The organism is Sphingomonas endophytica (assembly GCF_014199415.1).
Lineage (GTDB): Bacteria > Pseudomonadota > Alphaproteobacteria > Sphingomonadales > Sphingomonadaceae > Sphingomonas > Sphingomonas endophytica.
The window spans coordinates 117,448-133,497 of sequence record NZ_JACIJN010000004.1 but is presented as its reverse complement, the minus strand read 5'-3'; the positions used below and the strand labels follow the sequence as shown (position 1 = coordinate 133,497).

Sequence of the window (16,050 nt, the reverse complement as noted above, 5' to 3'; positions counted from 1 at the left end):
GGGAGAGGAAGATGGACAGCGCACGGCGTCGCTTGTGGCAGGGACTTACCCTAGCGATCGCGGCGGCGCTCGCCGTGTCGCCCGCGGCCGCACAATCGCCCGACGCCTATACCCCTGCGCCCGCCAATCTCGCCGCGCGCAAATGGTTTCAGGACGCCAAGTTCGGCATTTTCCTCCACTGGGGTCTGTACAGCGAGCTGGGCGGGACCGGATCGTCGGGTGGCGCCGAGTGGATCATGCAGGACAACAAGATCCCGGCGGCTAAATATGAGCGGCTCGCCAAGTTTTTCTACCCGCAGAAGTTCGATGCCGATGCCTGGGTGCGCTCGTTCAAGGACGCCGGCGCGCGCTATATCGTCATCACCAGCAAGCATCACGACGGCTTCGCGATGTTCGACAGCAAGGTGTCGCCGTACAATGTCGTGCAGGCGACACCGTTCAAGCGCGATCCGATCGGTGAGCTGGCGGCGGCGTGCCGGCGGCAGGGCGTGAAGCTGTTCTTCTATTATTCGCAGCTCGACTGGCACCATCCCGATTACTTCCCGCGCGGGCGCACCGGCCATTCGGCAGGGCGGCCCGAGGCGGGCGATTGGGACAAATATCTCGATTATCAGGACGCGCAGCTGCGCGAGTTGTTGACGCAATATGGGCCGATCGGCGGGATCTGGTTCGACGGCTGGTGGGATCAGGAGAAGACGCCGCTGCGTGATCGCTGGCGGCTGGAGCGCACCTACCGGCTGATCCACCAGCTTCAGCCCGGCGCGTTGATCGTCAACAACCACCATCACGCACCGTTCGCGGGCGAGGACTACCAGACCTTCGAGCGCGACCTGCCCGGCGAGAACAAGACCGGGTTCAGCGGCACCGCAACGATCGGCAGGCTGCCGCTGGAAACCGCCGAGACGATGAACGGCAGCTGGGGCTTCAACCTGACCGACGATCAGTACAAGTCGCCCAAGACGTTGGTGCAGACCTTGGTCGGCGCGGCGGGGCGGAACGCCAATTTCCTGCTCAATACCGGGCCGATGCCCAATGGCGAGATCCAGCCGGAAAACCTCGCGACCTTCCGCACGATCGGCGACTGGCTGAAGGTCAACGGCGTCAGCATCTACGGCACGCGCGGCGGGCCGTTGTCGCCGGGCGAATGGGGCGTCACCACGCAGAAGGGCAAGACGGTGTACGTCCATCTGCTGCGCGCGCATGACGGACGTATCGTGTTGCCGTTGCAGGCGCCGGTCGCCGCGGCGCGGCTGCTGGACGGCGGCGCGCGGATCGCGGTCGCGCGGCGGGGGGATGGTGTTGAAATCACCGGGCTTCCGCCGCTCGGCGACAGCTGGGATCAGGTGATCGAACTCACGCTGCGCTGAGGCTTGGTCGATCGCGCGGGCGGGAGCATAAGCGGACGCATGGCTGCTTTCGATGATTCCGCCGACCCCGCGCTGGGCGCTGCGTGCAACCGCCTGGCATCATGGGTCGAACCCTTGCCGGCCGGGATCGTGATCGACCCGGCGTCGGGGCTGAGCGAAGCAGATCTGGCGTTGATTTTACGGCATCTCCACGCGACCCGGCGCCAAGGTGCACCCGGTCGGTCCTCGGTGCCGCTGACGGCGCGGGACTGACCGCGATGAGCGAGCGCAGCGAGAAGCAGAAGATGCTGGCCGGCGAGCCCTATCATGCGGGCGACGAAGAACTTATCGCCGACCATCAGGCGGCGCTGGTGTGGATGGAGCGCTATAACGGCGCGGCGGCACGATCGGCGGCCGAGCGGCGCGCGCTCCTGCGCGAGCGGTTGGCGGCGGTCGGCGAGGGGGCGGTGATCCGGCCGCCGTTCCATTGCGATTACGGCTATAATATCCGCCTCGGGGACGATGTGTTCCTCAATTATAGCTGCATCATCCTCGACGTGGTGGCGGTGACGATCGGAACGGGGACGCAGATCGGACCGGCGGTGCAGATCCTGACCGCGGATCATCCGCGCGACCCGGCGACGCGCGCGACCGGCGCCGAATGGGGGCGGCCGATCACGATCGGACGCAATGTGTGGATCGGCGGCGGGGCGCTGATCCTGCCCGGCGTCACGATCGGCGACGATGCGATCATCGGCGCGGGCAGCGTGGTGACGCGCGACGTCCGGACGGGCGCGACGGTCGCGGGCAATCCGGCGCGCGAGCGGCGCAGGGACGTCGTGCCGCCGGGTTGACCCGCGCCATGCCCCGGTTATTGTCTGACTTAACCGGGGGAGATGACGCATGACCATCCTTGCCGCTGCGCGCATCGGCGTGACAGCTGCGCTGCGCGCCATGCTTATCGTGGCGCTCGCGTGCGCCACGTGGTCAGTGGCGACTGCCGCCCCGCGCGCCCCCGATGCGCCGCTGCTGCTGCCCGACATGCCGCTCCACGACCCGTGGATCATCGCCGACCGCGCCACGCGCACCTATTGGCTGTTCACCCGCAACGAGCACCGACTGACCGGCGACAAACGGCTGGGGATCATGGCCTATCGCAGCCGCGACCTGAAGCATTGGCAGCGGCCGGTGCTGGTCTTCGCGCTGCCCGAGGACAGCTGGGCCAACGACGGCGCCTGGGCGCCGGAGGTGCATCGCTGGAAGGGGCGGTGGTATCTGTTCTCCACCTTCTACAACGACGCGCTGAAGCTGCCGGGGGAGAACGGGCGTCAGCCGGTGCGGCGCTCGACCCTGCTCGCCTCGTCGGCGACGCTCGGCGGGCCATACCGGATCGAGCGTGGCGGCGCGCCGATCGTCGATGCGGCGCGCATGACGCTCGACGGCTCGCTGCACGTCGACCGGAACGGCAAGCCGTGGATGGTCTATGCGCACGAATGGGTGCAGGTCGGCGACGGGACGATCGAGGCGGTGCCGCTTGACCACGGGCTCGCCGCCGCGGGGCCGCCGCAGCTGCTGTTCCGCGCCTCCGACGCGCCATGGGTCAAGCGCGCCGATCCCGCCGACCCGAAGGCCGGCAACGTCACCGACGGGCCCGAGCTGTTCCGCACGCGCACCGGCACGTTGCTGATGCTGTGGTCGAGCTACGACCGGCGCGGTTACGTCCAGTCGCTTGCGCGCTCCAGGAGCGGGACGATTGCGGGACCGTGGGAACAATTGCCCCCGCTGGTGCGCGGTGACAGCGGACACGGAATGCTGTTCCGCACCTTCAAGGGCAGGCTGACGATGGTGCTGCACCGCCCGTTCGAGAATGCGCGCGGCAAGCTGTATGCGATGCGCGACCTCGGCGACACGATCGCGGTCGAGCGCGAGCTGACCGAGCTGGACGGCGAGACGCGGCCGGTGGTGACGGCGGCTGGGGATTAGGTTTGGTCGAGCTTCGACATTTCATCCGCCCCCTCGTGTCATCCCGGACTTGATCCGGAAGCCCGCCAGTTTTCCGACCGCAAAAAGAAGCGGGACCCCGGCTCAAGGCCGGGGCGACGAGGGAGGGCGGCCGGACCGCTTCTGGTCAGTAATCGACCGCATAGTCCTTGCGAAAATCCTGTCCGGCGAAGGCGCGGCGCATCGTCCAGGGCTGCGGCGGCGCGGTCCAGTAAGCGTGATCGGCGGGCAGACCGAGCGCGATCAGGCTTTCCGAAGCGATATACATGCTGCCGGCGTTGGAATAGATGTCGCCCAGCGTCGGCTGGTGCCGCGCAAAGCCGATCGTCAGGAAACCGTCGGCGTTGAAATTGCTCGGATCGGCGAACACGCGCCGCTGCGCCGCCATCGTCGCGGCGCGCACTTGCCCCGGCGGCAAGCTGTCGGGCAATTGCCCGCGCCACGCCAGATGCCCGAGCGGCTGATGCACCGCGGTGCGATAGGTGAGCGAGCGGCCGATCGCGGCATAGCTGCCATCGGGGGCGATCATCCGCTCGAGATGCTCGGCATAGCGCTGCTCACGCTTCACCGCGCGCGCCAGTTCCTCGGCGGGGCGGAGGTTGTTGAAGCCGGGTTTGCCAACGGCGAGCGTGGCGAGGATCTGCACCAGCATCGGGTGGATGACGTAGCTGTTGTAATAATCGAAGTGGAAGCGCGCGCCGTCGCCGTACCAGCCGTCGCCGACATACCATTCGAGCATCTTCTTGACGGTCAGGTCGACGCGCATCGGGTCCCAGTCCTCGCCGATCGCGAACAGGAACGCCTCGTTCATCGCCGCGAACAGCAGCCAGTTCTGATACGGCGGGGAGATGCGGCGCAGGCCCTTGACCTCCTCGACGATCCGCGCCTTGGTCTTCGCGTCGAGCGGTTTCCACAGCGCATCGGGCGCACGCAGCAGCGCGCTGGTGAAATAAGCGGAATCGACCAACGCCTGCCCATGGCCACGCCACAGCAGATAGTCGGGGCTCTTCGGATCGACGGCATGGGTGTAGCTCTCCAGCGCCTGTGCGCGGAGCCGGGCGCGCAGCCGACCCTCGGCGCTGGAATCATCGGGGAGCGCGAGCCATGGCGCGATGCCGTCGATCAGCCGGCCGAACGCCTCGAGATACGCGACGCCGGGATTGCGGCCGTCCCATGTCGGGCTGAGTTCCGGTGTCCATTCGGCATGCAGCCGCCCGCGCGCCATACGCCCGAGCACCGGCTCGGCCATGCGGCGCAGGAGCGCAAGCGCGTCGGCGCGGTCGGTCGCGCCATCGGGAAGCGGAGGCGCGGCGGGCTGCTCCTGCGCCGCTGCGGCCGTCGTCGCGAGCGCGCCCGCCGCCAGTCCGCCCGCCAGCAGTGCGCGTCGATCCACCTTCATCGTCATTGCCCTGCCTTCGGTATCGTGAAATCGAGCGCAGCGCCTCTGGCGTAATCGTCCCATTGCGCGCGCGTGCGGAAATCGCCCTCGCCATGGCTCCATGCCGAGCCCGAATAATAGACGAACGGCGTGCCCGGCGTGACGCGCAGCAGCACCAGCTGGTTGTCGGCGTCGGCGCGCACCTCGGCGATCATCCGCGGGTCGACGCGGATCGCGATCGCGATTCGTCCGTGGCCGGGATCGTCCGGACCCCACCACGACAGCAGCCCGCGCGCGCGATCGACGGTCAGCTCGCCCGCGCCCTGTCCGGTGGTGTGCTTGCCGATCCCGATCCCGACCAGCAACGGCTCGGCACGGTCGGAGGAGAGCGTCGAGACCATGCGCGTGAAATGCGTGCCGAGTGGCAGCGTGAAGCGCCGCGTCTCCCACACCTTGCGCACCGTATCGACCGGCCAGGGTGCATAATCGACGGTGAAATCGGCGCGATCGCCACCGCTGGCGAGGATGCGGTGGCGGACGAAGTTGCGCGAGGTCCACAATTTGTTGTCGTGCCAGATGCCCAGCCCGCCCGCGCCGCGCGTCGTTCCGACATTGTAGAAGTCGATCCCCTCGCCATGATAGGCGTGCTGGTCGCCGGTGCGGAGCTGGCGGTCGGCGAACGACCAGCGCACGTTCTTCCCCCAGCTGTCGATCCCAGAGCCCGACGGCGGTTCGGCCGCCTCCAGCGCATGGCCGTAAATGCGGTGCGCGGTGCGATCATTCTCCCACAGGAGATCGTCGTAACGATAGTCGGCGAGCAGCGCGACCGCGCGCGGCGTGCGGTCGGGCGGCGGGGGGAGCGGCGAGACGACCGGGAGCGGGAGCGGCGGCTCCTGCGCCGCGGCCGGCGCCCCCGCCAACAGGCACCACGCCACCGCTGCGCCCGCTCGCCCGCCGATCCTCATGCCCAACCCCTCCGCACCGCAATGTTGTAGGATAACCTAAGGCATCGTATCTATTTTGCCAAGGCGACGCTTTTGCCCATGGGGTTGGCGCGCGACCTTGATATAGAGCGGGAATGACCAAGACCATGTCGCTGGCGGATGCCTTGTACGTGAAGCTGGAGGCGCGAATCCGCTCGGGCGAGATGCCGCCCGGCGCGCGTCTGCCGACCCAGAAGGAAATCGCCGAGGACGAGAAGGTCAGCCGCACCGTGGTGCGCGAGGCGGTCGCGCGGCTGGAGGCGCATGGGATTGCGGTCGCGCGCCAGGGGTCGGGCGTGTTCGTCACCGACGATGCGCGCTATCAGGCGTTCCAGATCACGCGGCAGGATATGAGCGAACTCGCGGATGTGATCCGCTTGCTCGAAGTGCGCCTGTCAGTGGAGGCGGAGATGGCGGCTTTCGCGGCGTCGCGGCGGACCCTGACCGATATATCGGCGATGCGCGCGGCGCTGCGCGACATGGCGGCGGTCGCCGACGATCCGGTCGCCTCGGCCGGCGCCGACACGCGCTTCCACGCCGCGATCGCGCGCGCGACGCAGAACGAGACCTTCGTCAAGCTGATCGAGTTCCTGGGCGTGCGGCTGGTGCCGCCACGCAACCTGTACCTGCGCGGTCAGCCGCCCGAGGCGCAGCGCGCCTATGTCGAGAAGGTGCGCGCCGAACATGAGGCGATCGTCGACGCGATCGTCCGGATGAACCCGGCCGGCGCGCGCGATGCCGCGCGGCATCACATGCAGGAGAGCCTCAGCCGCCATACCGAGCTAAGCGAGGCGGCGCATCTTTCTGGCAGCGGGGAATTGACGATCTGACGAACTTGTATGATAACCCGATCTGCAAGCCGCAAGCAGCGGCGCAACAGGAGGGGTTGTCGTGGGCAGGTCGTTGTTCATCGGTATGGCGTCGGCGCATGCCATTGCATTGACGTTGGCGGCGGCTCCGGCCGTGGCGCAAACCACGCTAGCCGATCCTGCCGCGCCGACCGGCGCCGACGCACAGGTGCCCACGGACGCGCCCGGCGAGGATATCGTCGTTACTGGCTTCCGCCGCAGCCTTGCCGAAGGACTGGAGCTGAAGCGCGAGGCGGTCGGCATCCGCGACTCGATCGTCGCCGAGGACATTGGCAAGTTCCCGGAGGCGAACGTCGCCGATTCGATGCAGCGCATCCCGGGCGTGATCCTCAGCCGCGATGGCGGGGCCGGGACCAACGAAGGTCAGCGGGTGGCGATCCGCGGGCTCAGTTCCGACTTCGTGGTGACGACGCTCAACGGCGCGCCGGTGCGCACCACTTCGGCTGGTAGCGTCGGCAGTTCGAGCCGCGCGTTCAACTATGACGTCTTTCCGTCCGAGCTGTTCGGCCGCGTCGACGTCTATAAGTCGCCGCTCGCCAATCTCGAAGAGGGCGGGATCGGCGGCAACGTCGATCTGCAGACGCCGCGCCCGTTCGACAGCAAGGAGCGGGTGTTCCGCTACACCGCGCAATACAGCTACAACGACCAATCGGAGAAGTGGCGGCCGCGCGGGTCGTTGATCGTCAGCGATCACTGGGGCAATTTCGGCGTCCTGTTCGGCGCCGCTTATGCCAAGACCGTCAACGAACGCTCGGGTTTCCAGTCGACCGGCGGCTACAATTCGTCGACGCTCGGCCGGCGTCCTTATTACGGCTCGGTGCCGTCGAACACGAGTGGTCCGTTCCAGTTCGAGCTGAACCTCGACAGCCCGCTCGCCAAGCTCGGCAACCTGACGCGCGACCAAGTCGCCAACGCGTTGCTGCCGCGCTTCTATCGCGTCTATACCTCGAACACCGAACGCGAGCGGATGGGGTTCGTCGGCTCGGTGCAGTATAAGAGTGACCGCTTCGAGGCGAGCCTCGACGGCATCTATTCCAAGCTGACCGACCAGATGGACGAGTTCACGTTCGGTGTGCCGGTGCGCAGTACCCGCACGGCGCCGGGCACGACCGCGACGCCGGGAACCGGCACCAACTCCGGCATCATCCCGCTCGACGTCAAGATCGACCAGTACAACAACCTGTACGGGACGTTCGGCAACACCAGCATCATCAGTGAGAGCTTCTTCCGCGATTTCGAGACCAAGTTCTCGTACGGCGTGGCGCGCGCGAAATATGATTTCAGCGACCGCGTGACGTTGCAGGCGCAGGGCAGCATTTCGAAGAGTCGGGCGTGGCAGTCGGGCAACCGCATCGTCTCGAACATCTACGGGATCACGACGACCTACGATCCGACCGTCAACGTTTCCTATCCGACGATCAGTTCACCGACGTCGTTCACCGATCCGGCCAATTTCCGCGACCCGTCGCTCGGCTTCTCGATCCAGCGCGAGGACGATACCGTGAAGAGCCTGCGTTCGGCGCTCGACTGGACCGTGGTCGATACCGGCGATACCAGCATGGCGTTCAAGGTCGGCGGCAGCTACGTCTCCAGCCTCAAGAGCCGCACGAAGCAGGACGGCTCGTCGATCGCGCGCGCCGCGGTGCTGCCGAACGGAAACACCTTCGCCGCGAGCGGTAATGGCGTGTTCCAGTATATGGATCCGTTCCTGCAATACGGGACGCTCAACAACGGCGGCAACTCGGGCTATCCGTCCAATTTTGCGACCTTCTCGCGCGACTTTGTGATGGGCACGCTGAACGCCAACGGGGCCAACCGCCAGGCGGCGCGCCAGCTCAACGCCACCTATGAGGCGGAGGAGCGCGTCACGTCGGGGTTCCTCGAGACGTCGTTCAAGCTGACGATCGGTGGCCACGAACTGCGCGGCGATGCCGGCATCCGTTATTCCGATACCAAGACGATCATCGACAATTACACCAACCTGGGTGGCGTGTTCACGCCCAACCGGCGCACCGGCGGCTATCAGAACTGGCTGCCGTCGGCGAGCCTCGCCTTCGACATCACGCCCAAGCTGCTGCTGCGCGGATCGATCGGCAGCACGGTGACGCGCGGCGCGCTCAACGACATCGCCGGCAGCATCGTCGTCCCGAACGTGTTCAGCAATGCGGTGACGGTCGGCAACCCCGACCTGCGCCCGCAGGTCGCGACGACGTATGACGCGGTGCTCGAATGGTATTTCGCGCCCGCCGCGTTGTTGAGCGTCGGCCTGTTCGAGAAGGACATCACCGATCAGCCGGTTGCGATAATCGAGGACGTCCCGTTCGCCGCAACCGGCCTCGACCCGAGCTATTTCAGCTGCGCGGCGTTCGGCGGCCCGACCGGCACCTGTACGCTGGCGCAGGTCAATGCGCTGACCAACAACAACCCGCTGATCCGGCGGACGATCGTGCAGAATGCCGGGCAGTTGAAGCTGCGCGGGCTGGAAGCGGCCTATCAGCAGAACTTCACCTTCCTGCCCAAGCCGTTCGATGGTTTGGGCCTGACGAGCAGCTTCACGCTGATCGATCAGCAGCAGAAGGGCATCGACTATAATTTCGTGCTGACCAACGGCAGCGTCGTCGCGCTCCAGAGCGTACCGAAGTACACGTACAGCATCACAGGCTTTTACGAGAAGGGGCCGTTCTCGCTGCGCGGATCGTACAATTACCGGTCGAAGACGGGTGGGCCGCAGCGCAATACGCTGAACGACGAAATCTCGTATTTCGCCGCGCAGGGGTATCTCGACGCAACGGTCGCGTTCAAGATCAACGACTATATCGAATTGCGTGTCGACGCGCTGAACATCACCAACGAAAATACCTATACCTTCTACCAGAATCCGTCGAAGTCGGTCGGAGAGACGCACCGCGACAATTCCTACTTCAACGGGCGGACCTTCTCGTTCGGCATCCGCGGCAAGTTCTAAACCGTTCCCCACCTGGCGCGCGGCGGTGTCGCGCGCCCTTTTTTCCCGGAGCGCCACCGCCATGCCGGACCTCGCCGCCGCGCCGCCGACCGGGCGCTATCGCTGGACGATCTGCGCGCTGCTGTTCGCGGCGACCGCGATCAACTATATCGACCGGCAGATGATCGGCGTGCTCAAGCCGGTGCTCCAGCAGGATCTGGGGTGGAGCGAGGCGCAATATGCCGACATCGTCTTCTGGTTCCAGGCCGCCTATGCCGCCGGGTTCCTGATGATGGGGCGGTTGATCGACCGGTTCGGCGCGCGGCTCGGCTATGCGCTGGCTTTCTCGTTCTGGACGCTGGCGCATGTCGCGCACGGGCTGGTGAGCAGCGTGGCGCAATTCGGTGCGGCGCGGTTCGCTTTGGGGCTGGGCGAGGCGGGAAACTTCCCGTCCGGGTTGAAGGCGGTGACCGAATGGTTTCCGCAACGTGAGCGCGCGTTGGCGGTCGGGCTGTTCAACGCCGGGGCGAATGTCGGCGCGATCGCGACGCCGCTGCTCGTGCCCGCGATCACGCTCGCTTATGGCTGGCGGATGGCGTTCATCGCGACCGGGGCGTTCAGCGTGCTGTGGCTGATCGCGTGGGTCACGATCTATCGCCGGCCGGAGGAGCATTCGCGCGTCACGCCGGGCGAGCTGGCGCTGATTCGCAGCGATCCGGCACCGGCGGTGCAGCGCGTGCCGTGGCTGCGGCTGTTCGCCTATCGCGAAACCTGGGCCTATGCGGTGCCGAAGTTTCTGACCGATCCGATCTGGTGGATGTTCCTCTTCTGGCTGCCGGACTTCCTTGGGAAGCGCTATGGGCTCGATCTCAAGTCGTTCGGACCGCCGCTGGTGGCAATCTATCTGCTGTCGGATGCGGGGAGCGTGCTGGGCGGCTGGACCTCGTCGCGGTTGCTGCGGCGCGGCTGGTCGGCCAATGCCGCGCGCAAGGCGACGATGCTGGGCTGCGCAGTCGCGGTGCTGCCGATCGTCACCGTCCAGTACGTCGACAGCCTGTGGATCGCGGTCGCGCTGATCGGGCTGGCGACCGCCGCGCATCAGGCGTTTTCCGCCAATCTGCTGACGCTGCCATCCGACCTGTTCCCGCGCGCCGCAGTCGGCTCGGTCGTGGGGATCGGCGGGACGGCGGGGGCGATCGGCGGGATGCTGATCGCCAAGTTCGTGGGGCACGTGCTCGGCATATCGGGCAGCTATGCGCCGATCTTCGCGGTGGCGGGGGGTGCCTATCTACTGGCATTGCTGGCGCTGCACGTCATCAGCCCCCGGCTCGCCCCGGCCCGTTTCGACCTTGAGGAGAGCGCCGCATGATCTTTCGACACCTTGCCCTCGCTACCAGCCTCGTGGCGGTCGCTGCCCCCGCCGCGGCACAGCAACAGGGGCCGATCGCGCAGGCGGTGAAGCTGGCCGACTGGCAGCTGGCGCACATGGACGTGAACCCGCGCAGCGGCGACATGCGCGCCTGGGAGCCGGCGGTTTTCTGGGTCGGGATGACCGCGCTCGCCGATGCCGGCGCGCCGCCGCGGATCAAGGATGCGATCATGACGATGGGGCGCGCAAACGGCTGGCGGCCGGGCGAGAAGCCTTATTTCGCGGACGATCATGCGATCGTGCAAAGCTATCTGTGGGCCGCCGCGCATGGCGGGCCACCGCAGGCGCTGGCCAGCGCCAAAGCCACGTTCGACCGGGTGGTGGACAGGCCGGCGGTGACGACGCTCGCCTTTGCGGTACCGCCGGCGGGCTATGGCGCGACCGAGTGCCTGACGCGTTGGTGCTGGTGCGACGCCTTGTTCATGGCGCCGCCGGCGTTGATCGAGCTGAGCCGCCAAACCGGCGACCCGAAATATCGCGACTTCGCGCTGAAGGAATTCTGGGCGACGACCGACTTCCTGCTCGATCCGGTCGAACAGCTTTATTACCGCGACAGCCGCTTCTTCGAGCGGCGCGATGCGCAGCGCCGCAAGCAATTCTGGGCACGCGGCAATGGCTGGGTGTTCGCCGGCATGGCGCGGATCATCCCGCTGCTGCCGAAGAACAGCCCGGATCGCGTGCGGATGGAGGCGCTGTTCCGCAAGATGGCGGCGAAGCTGAAGGCGTTGCAGAAGCCCGATGGCTATTGGGCACCGTCGCTGCTCGCCCCTGAGGGCTCGCCGCCGGAATCGAGCGGCACCGGCTTCTTCACTTATGGCATGGCGTGGGGCGTCAACGCCGGGGTGCTGCCGCGCGCCGACTACGCCCCGGTCGCGAACCGCGGCTGGGCGGCGCTGGAGCGGTCGATCCAGCCCGATGGCCGGCTCGGCTGGGTACAGCAGGTCAGCGATCGGCCCGACAAGGTCGCCGCGCAAGAGACGCAATATTACGGCGTGGGCGCGTTCCTGCTGGCGGCGACGCAAATCGCGCAGCTCGACCGCGCCCGTTGAACAGGAGCACCGACGTGTACGCCAAAACTTATTACGCCACCCACCCGGACATGATGGAAGGCGCCTCCAATCAGGCGCTGCGCGACCGCTATCTGGTTGGCGGATTGTTCCGCGACGGCGAGATCGTGCTGACCTATTCGCATGGCGAGCGCTTCATCATCGGCGGGGCGGTGCCGGGGGCGACTCCGCTGGCGTTGCCGACGCACCGCGAGCCGGAAAGCGCGGCGGGGCACCCGCTGCTCGAACGGCGCGAACTGGGGGTGGTCAATATCGGGCGCGGCACCGGCAGCGTGACGGTCGACGGGCAGGTGTTTGAACTGGCGCGCTACGAGGCGCTGTACGTGCCGATGGGGTCGGCGGAGGTGACGTTCGCGGGCGAGGGCGCGCGCTTTTATCTGCTCAGCGTCCCCGCCCATGCGCCGTTCCCGCTGCGCAAGGTGACGCTGGATGATGCCAATCCGATGCAGCGTGGCAGTCTGGAGACCTCGAACGACCGCACCATCTATCAGTTGGTGCTGCCGCATCTGTGCGCCAGCGCGTCCTTGTGCCTCGGGCTGACGCAGTTGAAGCCGGGATCGGTGTGGAACACGATGCCGCCGCACGTCCATGAGCGGCGCAGCGAAATCTATCTCTATTTCGATCTGGAGGATGACAATCGCGTCTTCCACTACATGGGCCGCCCCGACGACCTGCGGCATATCGTCGTCGACAATGAAGAGGTGGTGATCAGCCCGCCGTGGTCGGTGCACATGGGGGCGGGGACCAGCAACTATACCTTCATCTGGGCGATGGCGGGCGAGAACCAGGATTATAACGATATGGACGTGTGCGACATATGCCAGCTGCGCTGAACCATCCGTTCGACCTGAGCGGGCGCGCCGCGATCGTCACCGGTGCGAATACCGGGATCGGGCAGGCGATCGCGGTCGCGCTGGCGCAGGCGGGGGCGGATGTCGCCTGCGTCGGGCGCACCGCGGCGGAGGAGACGGCGGCGCAGATCCGCGCGCTGGGGCGGCGTGCGGCGGTGATCCACGCCGATCTCGCCAAGATCGAACCGGTCGGGCGGGTGGTTGCGGAGACGCTCGACGCGCTCGGGCGGCTCGACATCCTCGTCAACAATGCCGGGATCATCCGGCGCGCCGATGCGGTCGACTTCACCGAGGAAGACTGGGATGCGGTGATCGACACCAATCTCAAGTCGGTTTTCTTCCTCAGCCAAGCGGCGGGGCGGCACATGATCGCCGCCGGCGGGGGGCGGATCATCAACATCGCGTCGATGCTGACCTTTCAGGGCGGGATCCGCGTGCCGAGCTATACTGCGGCGAAGAGCGGGGTCGGCGGGCTGACCAAGCTGCTCGCCAATGAATGGGCAAAGCATAATGTGACGGTGAATGCGATCGCGCCGGGCTATATCGCGACCAGCAACACCGCGGCCTTGCAGGCCGATCCGGAGCGCAACCGCGCGATCGTCGAGCGCATTCCGGCGGGGCGCTGGGGCGCGCCGGCCGATCTGGGCGGGGCGGCGGTGTTTCTCGCCTCCGACGCCGCCGCCTATGTGCAGGGACATGTGCTGGCGGTCGACGGGGGTTGGCTGGCGCGGTAGCGACAAGCTGCGCAACCTCCCTTCGTTATTGCGAGCATAGCGAAGCAATCCAGCGCCGGATCAAGACGCCCTGGATTGCTTCGCTACGCTGGCGATGACGAGGCACTCAGCCGATCGTGCGGCGGAAGAAGGCGAGCGTCTGCGTCATCGCCTGCAGGAACAGCGCGGGGTCGTAGCGCGGGCCCTCGTCGCGCAGGAAGGCGTGCTGCGCATTCCACTCGTGCCATTCGTAGGAGGCCCCCACGTCCTCAAGCCGCGCGCGGATCGCGGCGCGGCCCTCTGGCGGGACGTGCGGGTCCTGCCGTCCCCAGACGAGCATCAGTTCCGCCTTCAACGCCGCCAGCCGCGCCAGCGTGTCGTCGTTGCGGCCTGCGCCGAGCGTGCCCGAGTGGATGTCGGTCGGGTAGAAGCACGCCGCGGCGACGACGCGCGGGTCGAGCGCGGCACGGCATGCGAGATGCCCGCCGAGACACACGCCGAAGGTCGCCAGCGAGCCGGTGCAGGCCGGGTGCGCCGCCAGCGCGCCGATCGCCGCGGCGGCATCGGCGTCGAAGGCGGCGACCGGCTTGGTGAGTTTCAGCGCATTGCCGCGCTCGGTCCCGGCCGCGTCATAGCCGAGCACGGTCCCGGCGGGCTCATAGTCGTGATAGACTTCGGGGACCGCGACGACATAGCCGTTGCCCGCAAGCATCGCCGCCAGCCGCCGGATCGGCGCGGTCACCTGATAGATTTCTGAATAAAGCAGCACGCCGGGATGGCGACCGTCCGCGACCGGGCGGAACAGGTGCACCCGCATCGCGCCGCTGCCCGGCACGTCGATGTCGACGGTTTCATCACTGCGCAGGATCATCGGCGACTTTCCTATTTGCCCGGGAAACTATTACGAAAGCACTGTCGTGTAGGGCAGCGACATGACACCGCCCACCTTCCATATCGAAGCCGATGCGCCGGGAGAATTCCTGAAACTGACGTTGGCCGGCGACTGGAATGAAGAGATCTCCGCGCGGTTCGGCGTCGCGGTGGCGGCGACGCTGCGGCAGATGCTGGTCGACGGCACACGGCACGGCCAGTTGCGCACCTTGATCGACATGAAGCGCAAGAACGTCCTGCCGCAGACCGTCGTCGCGGACTTCGCGAAGATGGTCCGCCCGGACTCCCCGTCGAAGCGGATCGCGATGGTCTTTTCGGGCGCGCTTCACCGGATGCAGGTGAAGCGGATCGCCGACCATCGCTGCGCCTTGTTCGACAACGTCGAGGAGGCGCGTGCCTGGTTGTTCGCCGACTGACACGGCAGCGGACGGATCGCTCGACCGCCGGCGCTCGACGGCGCAGCGATACCTTATTGCACGCCCGGCCAGCCGTCGGCGCTCCACGTCAGCGGCTGGATCTGGAGCGTCGGGAAGCCGTTCTTCTGCCGGTCGTAGGCGTGGTAGACGATATAGTCGCCGTCCGCCTGTTGCAGCACCGCGACATGCCCGCGTCCGACGAAGCGGCTGCCGTCGTTCTGGCCGTTGCCGAGCACCGGCGTGCCGCCGCCCTGGAGCATCGGCTTGCCGTCGCGGTCGACGTACGGGCCGTCGGGGGCCGACGAACGGCCGACGACGGTGTTGTAGGTGCTGTTCGCCCCCGCGCAGCAGGTGTCGAACGACACGAACAGATAATAGAAAGCACCGTGGCGGACGATGTACGGCGCTTCGATCGCTCCGGGGAAGGGCCGCTGCGCCAACGCCCGCGGCGCGGGGTCGCCGCTCAGCCGCAGCCCGGTGGTAGGATCGAGCCGGATCAGCTTGATCCCCGTCCAGAAGCTGCCGAACGTCAGCCAGGCGCGGCCGTCGGCGTCGGTGAAGGCCATCGGGTCGATCGCATTGTAATCGTCGCTGGTCTGTGACTGCACGACCGGGCCGCGGTCGACCCAATTGGCGGCCGGCCTCGTGGGATCGATGACCGTCGCGGTGGCGAGGCCGATCGCCGACTGGTTCGACCCGAAGGTCGAGATCGAATAATAGAGCCGGTATTCGTTGCCGACCTTGGAGATGTCGGGCGCCCACATCCCGGTCGCGCCGGGGACGGCGGTCGCGGTCCACGCCGGCAGCGCGGTGTAGCTGCCGCCGCGCAGCGTCCAGTCGCGCAGGTCGGTGGAGGTGCGCAGCGCCAGCAGGCCCTCGGCATCGCCGGCGTTGCCGGTGGTAAACAGGTAATAGGTGTTGCCGTCCTTGAGGATCGCCGGATCGTGCGCGGGGGCGATATTGCCGGTGAGCGCGAGCGTGGCGCTGCCAGTCGGCGTCGGGGTGGGCGCAGGAGTGGGCGAGGGCGTCGGTGACGGCACCGGGGTCGGCGTCGCGGAAGGGGCGGTGCTGGCGGACGGCGCGCCGTCGCTGCCCCCGCAACCGGAGGCGAGCAGGAGCAACGCGAGCGTGGGGAAGCGCTTCACGGCAAATTCCTTTGCGA

At 67.1% G+C, this 16,050-nt stretch carries 15 protein-coding genes; 11 read left to right on the top strand and 4 right to left on the bottom strand.

The genetic code is table 11. The annotated features are described in order from the left end of the window. Window positions 1-11 precede the first annotated feature (11 nt). From FHS97_RS07650 to FHS97_RS07635, 4 genes are read left to right on the top strand one after another with little or no spacing between them, the layout of a single operon-like run. On the top strand, window positions 12-1,367 hold the full coding sequence (locus FHS97_RS07650) for an alpha-L-fucosidase (protein ID WP_184035373.1): 1,356 nt from the start codon (window positions 12-14) through the stop codon (window positions 1,365-1,367). 39 nt (window positions 1,368-1,406) lie between these two features. Next, window positions 1,407-1,619 carry a hypothetical protein gene (locus tag FHS97_RS07645; protein ID WP_184035371.1) on the top strand — a complete coding sequence of 71 codons (213 nt, stop codon included), beginning with the start codon at window positions 1,407-1,409 and terminating at the stop codon, window positions 1,617-1,619. Window positions 1,620-1,624: 5 nt separating this feature from the next. Further along, window positions 1,625-2,200: a sugar O-acetyltransferase gene (locus FHS97_RS07640; RefSeq protein WP_184035369.1), complete on the top strand. Its 576-nt coding sequence runs from the start codon at window positions 1,625-1,627 to the stop codon at window positions 2,198-2,200. Window positions 2,201-2,249: 49 nt separating this feature from the next. Beyond that, window positions 2,250-3,329, top strand: a complete 1,080-nt coding sequence (locus FHS97_RS07635) for a glycoside hydrolase family 43 protein (RefSeq protein ID WP_246346528.1) — start codon at window positions 2,250-2,252, stop codon at window positions 3,327-3,329. A gap of 145 nt (window positions 3,330-3,474) precedes the next feature. On the opposite strand, the gene FHS97_RS07630 is transcribed toward FHS97_RS07635, so the two are convergent. After that, window positions 3,475-4,752, bottom strand: a complete 1,278-nt coding sequence (locus tag FHS97_RS07630; protein ID WP_184035366.1) for a DUF2264 domain-containing protein — start codon at window positions 4,750-4,752, stop codon at window positions 3,475-3,477. Then, the gene (locus FHS97_RS07625) at window positions 4,749-5,690 is read right to left on the bottom strand and encodes a DUF4861 family protein (protein WP_184035363.1); all 942 of its coding nucleotides are present in this window, start codon (window positions 5,688-5,690) and stop codon (window positions 4,749-4,751) included. The genes FHS97_RS07630 and FHS97_RS07625 overlap by 4 nt, the downstream gene beginning before the upstream one ends. 113 nt (window positions 5,691-5,803) lie before the next feature. On the opposite strand from FHS97_RS07625, the gene FHS97_RS07620 reads away from it, so the two are divergent. The 6 genes from FHS97_RS07620 (at window position 5,804) to kduD (ending at window position 13,602) form a co-directional block, all read left to right on the top strand. Next, window positions 5,804-6,538 (top strand): FadR/GntR family transcriptional regulator, encoded by a 735-nt coding sequence (locus tag FHS97_RS07620; protein ID WP_184035360.1) that lies wholly within the window; start codon window positions 5,804-5,806, stop codon window positions 6,536-6,538. Window positions 6,539-6,671: 133 nt separating this feature from the next. Beyond that, entirely contained in the window at window positions 6,672-9,542 is a 2,871-nt protein-coding gene (locus FHS97_RS07615) for a TonB-dependent receptor (protein WP_343053398.1), read from the top strand. A 61-nt stretch (window positions 9,543-9,603) separates the two neighbouring features. Beyond that, window positions 9,604-10,890: an MFS transporter gene (locus FHS97_RS07610; RefSeq protein ID WP_184035357.1), complete on the top strand. Its 1,287-nt coding sequence runs from the start codon at window positions 9,604-9,606 to the stop codon at window positions 10,888-10,890. Further along, window positions 10,887-11,999, top strand: a complete 1,113-nt coding sequence (locus FHS97_RS07605) for a glycoside hydrolase family 88/105 protein (RefSeq protein WP_184035354.1) — start codon at window positions 10,887-10,889, stop codon at window positions 11,997-11,999. The genes FHS97_RS07610 and FHS97_RS07605 overlap by 4 nt, the downstream gene beginning before the upstream one ends. Before the next feature lie 14 nt (window positions 12,000-12,013). Continuing rightward, complete coding sequence (gene kduI / locus FHS97_RS07600) at window positions 12,014-12,850, top strand: 5-dehydro-4-deoxy-D-glucuronate isomerase (RefSeq protein ID WP_184035351.1); 837 nt, start codon at window positions 12,014-12,016, stop codon at window positions 12,848-12,850. Then, entirely contained in the window at window positions 12,847-13,602 is a 756-nt protein-coding gene (gene kduD, locus FHS97_RS07595; RefSeq protein WP_184035765.1) for a 2-dehydro-3-deoxy-D-gluconate 5-dehydrogenase KduD, read from the top strand. The genes kduI and kduD overlap by 4 nt, the downstream gene beginning before the upstream one ends. 106 nt (window positions 13,603-13,708) lie before the next feature. On the opposite strand, the gene FHS97_RS07590 is transcribed toward kduD, so the two are convergent. After that, entirely contained in the window at window positions 13,709-14,452 is a 744-nt protein-coding gene (locus FHS97_RS07590; protein WP_184035348.1) for a dienelactone hydrolase family protein, read from the bottom strand. Between the two features lie 61 nt (window positions 14,453-14,513). On the opposite strand from FHS97_RS07590, the gene FHS97_RS07585 reads away from it, so the two are divergent. Continuing rightward, window positions 14,514-14,888 carry a hypothetical protein gene (locus tag FHS97_RS07585; protein ID WP_184035345.1) on the top strand — a complete coding sequence of 125 codons (375 nt, stop codon included), beginning with the start codon at window positions 14,514-14,516 and terminating at the stop codon, window positions 14,886-14,888. Window positions 14,889-14,941: 53 nt separating this feature from the next. Here the strand turns inward: FHS97_RS07585 and FHS97_RS07580 are convergent, their stop codons facing one another. Further along, on the bottom strand, window positions 14,942-16,033 hold the full coding sequence (locus tag FHS97_RS07580; RefSeq protein ID WP_184035341.1) for a family 43 glycosylhydrolase: 1,092 nt from the start codon (window positions 16,031-16,033) through the stop codon (window positions 14,942-14,944). Window positions 16,034-16,050 lie beyond the last annotated feature (17 nt).

What these genes read in the sequence shown, in the direction of transcription:
- FHS97_RS07640 (WP_184035369.1), top strand. Translation starts at nt 1,625, where the DNA reads ATGAGCGAGCGCAGCGAGAAGCAGAAGATGCTGGCCGGCGAGCCCTAT.
- FHS97_RS07620 (WP_184035360.1), top strand. Translation starts at nt 5,804, where the DNA reads ATGACCAAGACCATGTCGCTGGCGGATGCCTTGTACGTGAAGCTGGAG.
- FHS97_RS07635 (WP_246346528.1), top strand. Translation starts at nt 2,250, where the DNA reads ATGACCATCCTTGCCGCTGCGCGCATCGGCGTGACAGCTGCGCTGCGC.
- FHS97_RS07630 (WP_184035366.1), bottom strand. Translation starts at nt 4,752, where the DNA reads ATGACGATGAAGGTGGATCGACGCGCACTGCTGGCGGGCGGACTGGCG.
- FHS97_RS07610 (WP_184035357.1), top strand. Translation starts at nt 9,604, where the DNA reads ATGCCGGACCTCGCCGCCGCGCCGCCGACCGGGCGCTATCGCTGGACG.
- FHS97_RS07625 (WP_184035363.1), bottom strand. Translation starts at nt 5,690, where the DNA reads ATGAGGATCGGCGGGCGAGCGGGCGCAGCGGTGGCGTGGTGCCTGTTG.
- FHS97_RS07590 (WP_184035348.1), bottom strand. Translation starts at nt 14,452, where the DNA reads ATGATCCTGCGCAGTGATGAAACCGTCGACATCGACGTGCCGGGCAGC.
- FHS97_RS07650 (WP_184035373.1), top strand. Translation starts at nt 12, where the DNA reads ATGGACAGCGCACGGCGTCGCTTGTGGCAGGGACTTACCCTAGCGATC.
- FHS97_RS07645 (WP_184035371.1), top strand. Translation starts at nt 1,407, where the DNA reads ATGGCTGCTTTCGATGATTCCGCCGACCCCGCGCTGGGCGCTGCGTGC.
- FHS97_RS07585 (WP_184035345.1), top strand. Translation starts at nt 14,514, where the DNA reads ATGACACCGCCCACCTTCCATATCGAAGCCGATGCGCCGGGAGAATTC.
- FHS97_RS07605 (WP_184035354.1), top strand. Translation starts at nt 10,887, where the DNA reads ATGATCTTTCGACACCTTGCCCTCGCTACCAGCCTCGTGGCGGTCGCT.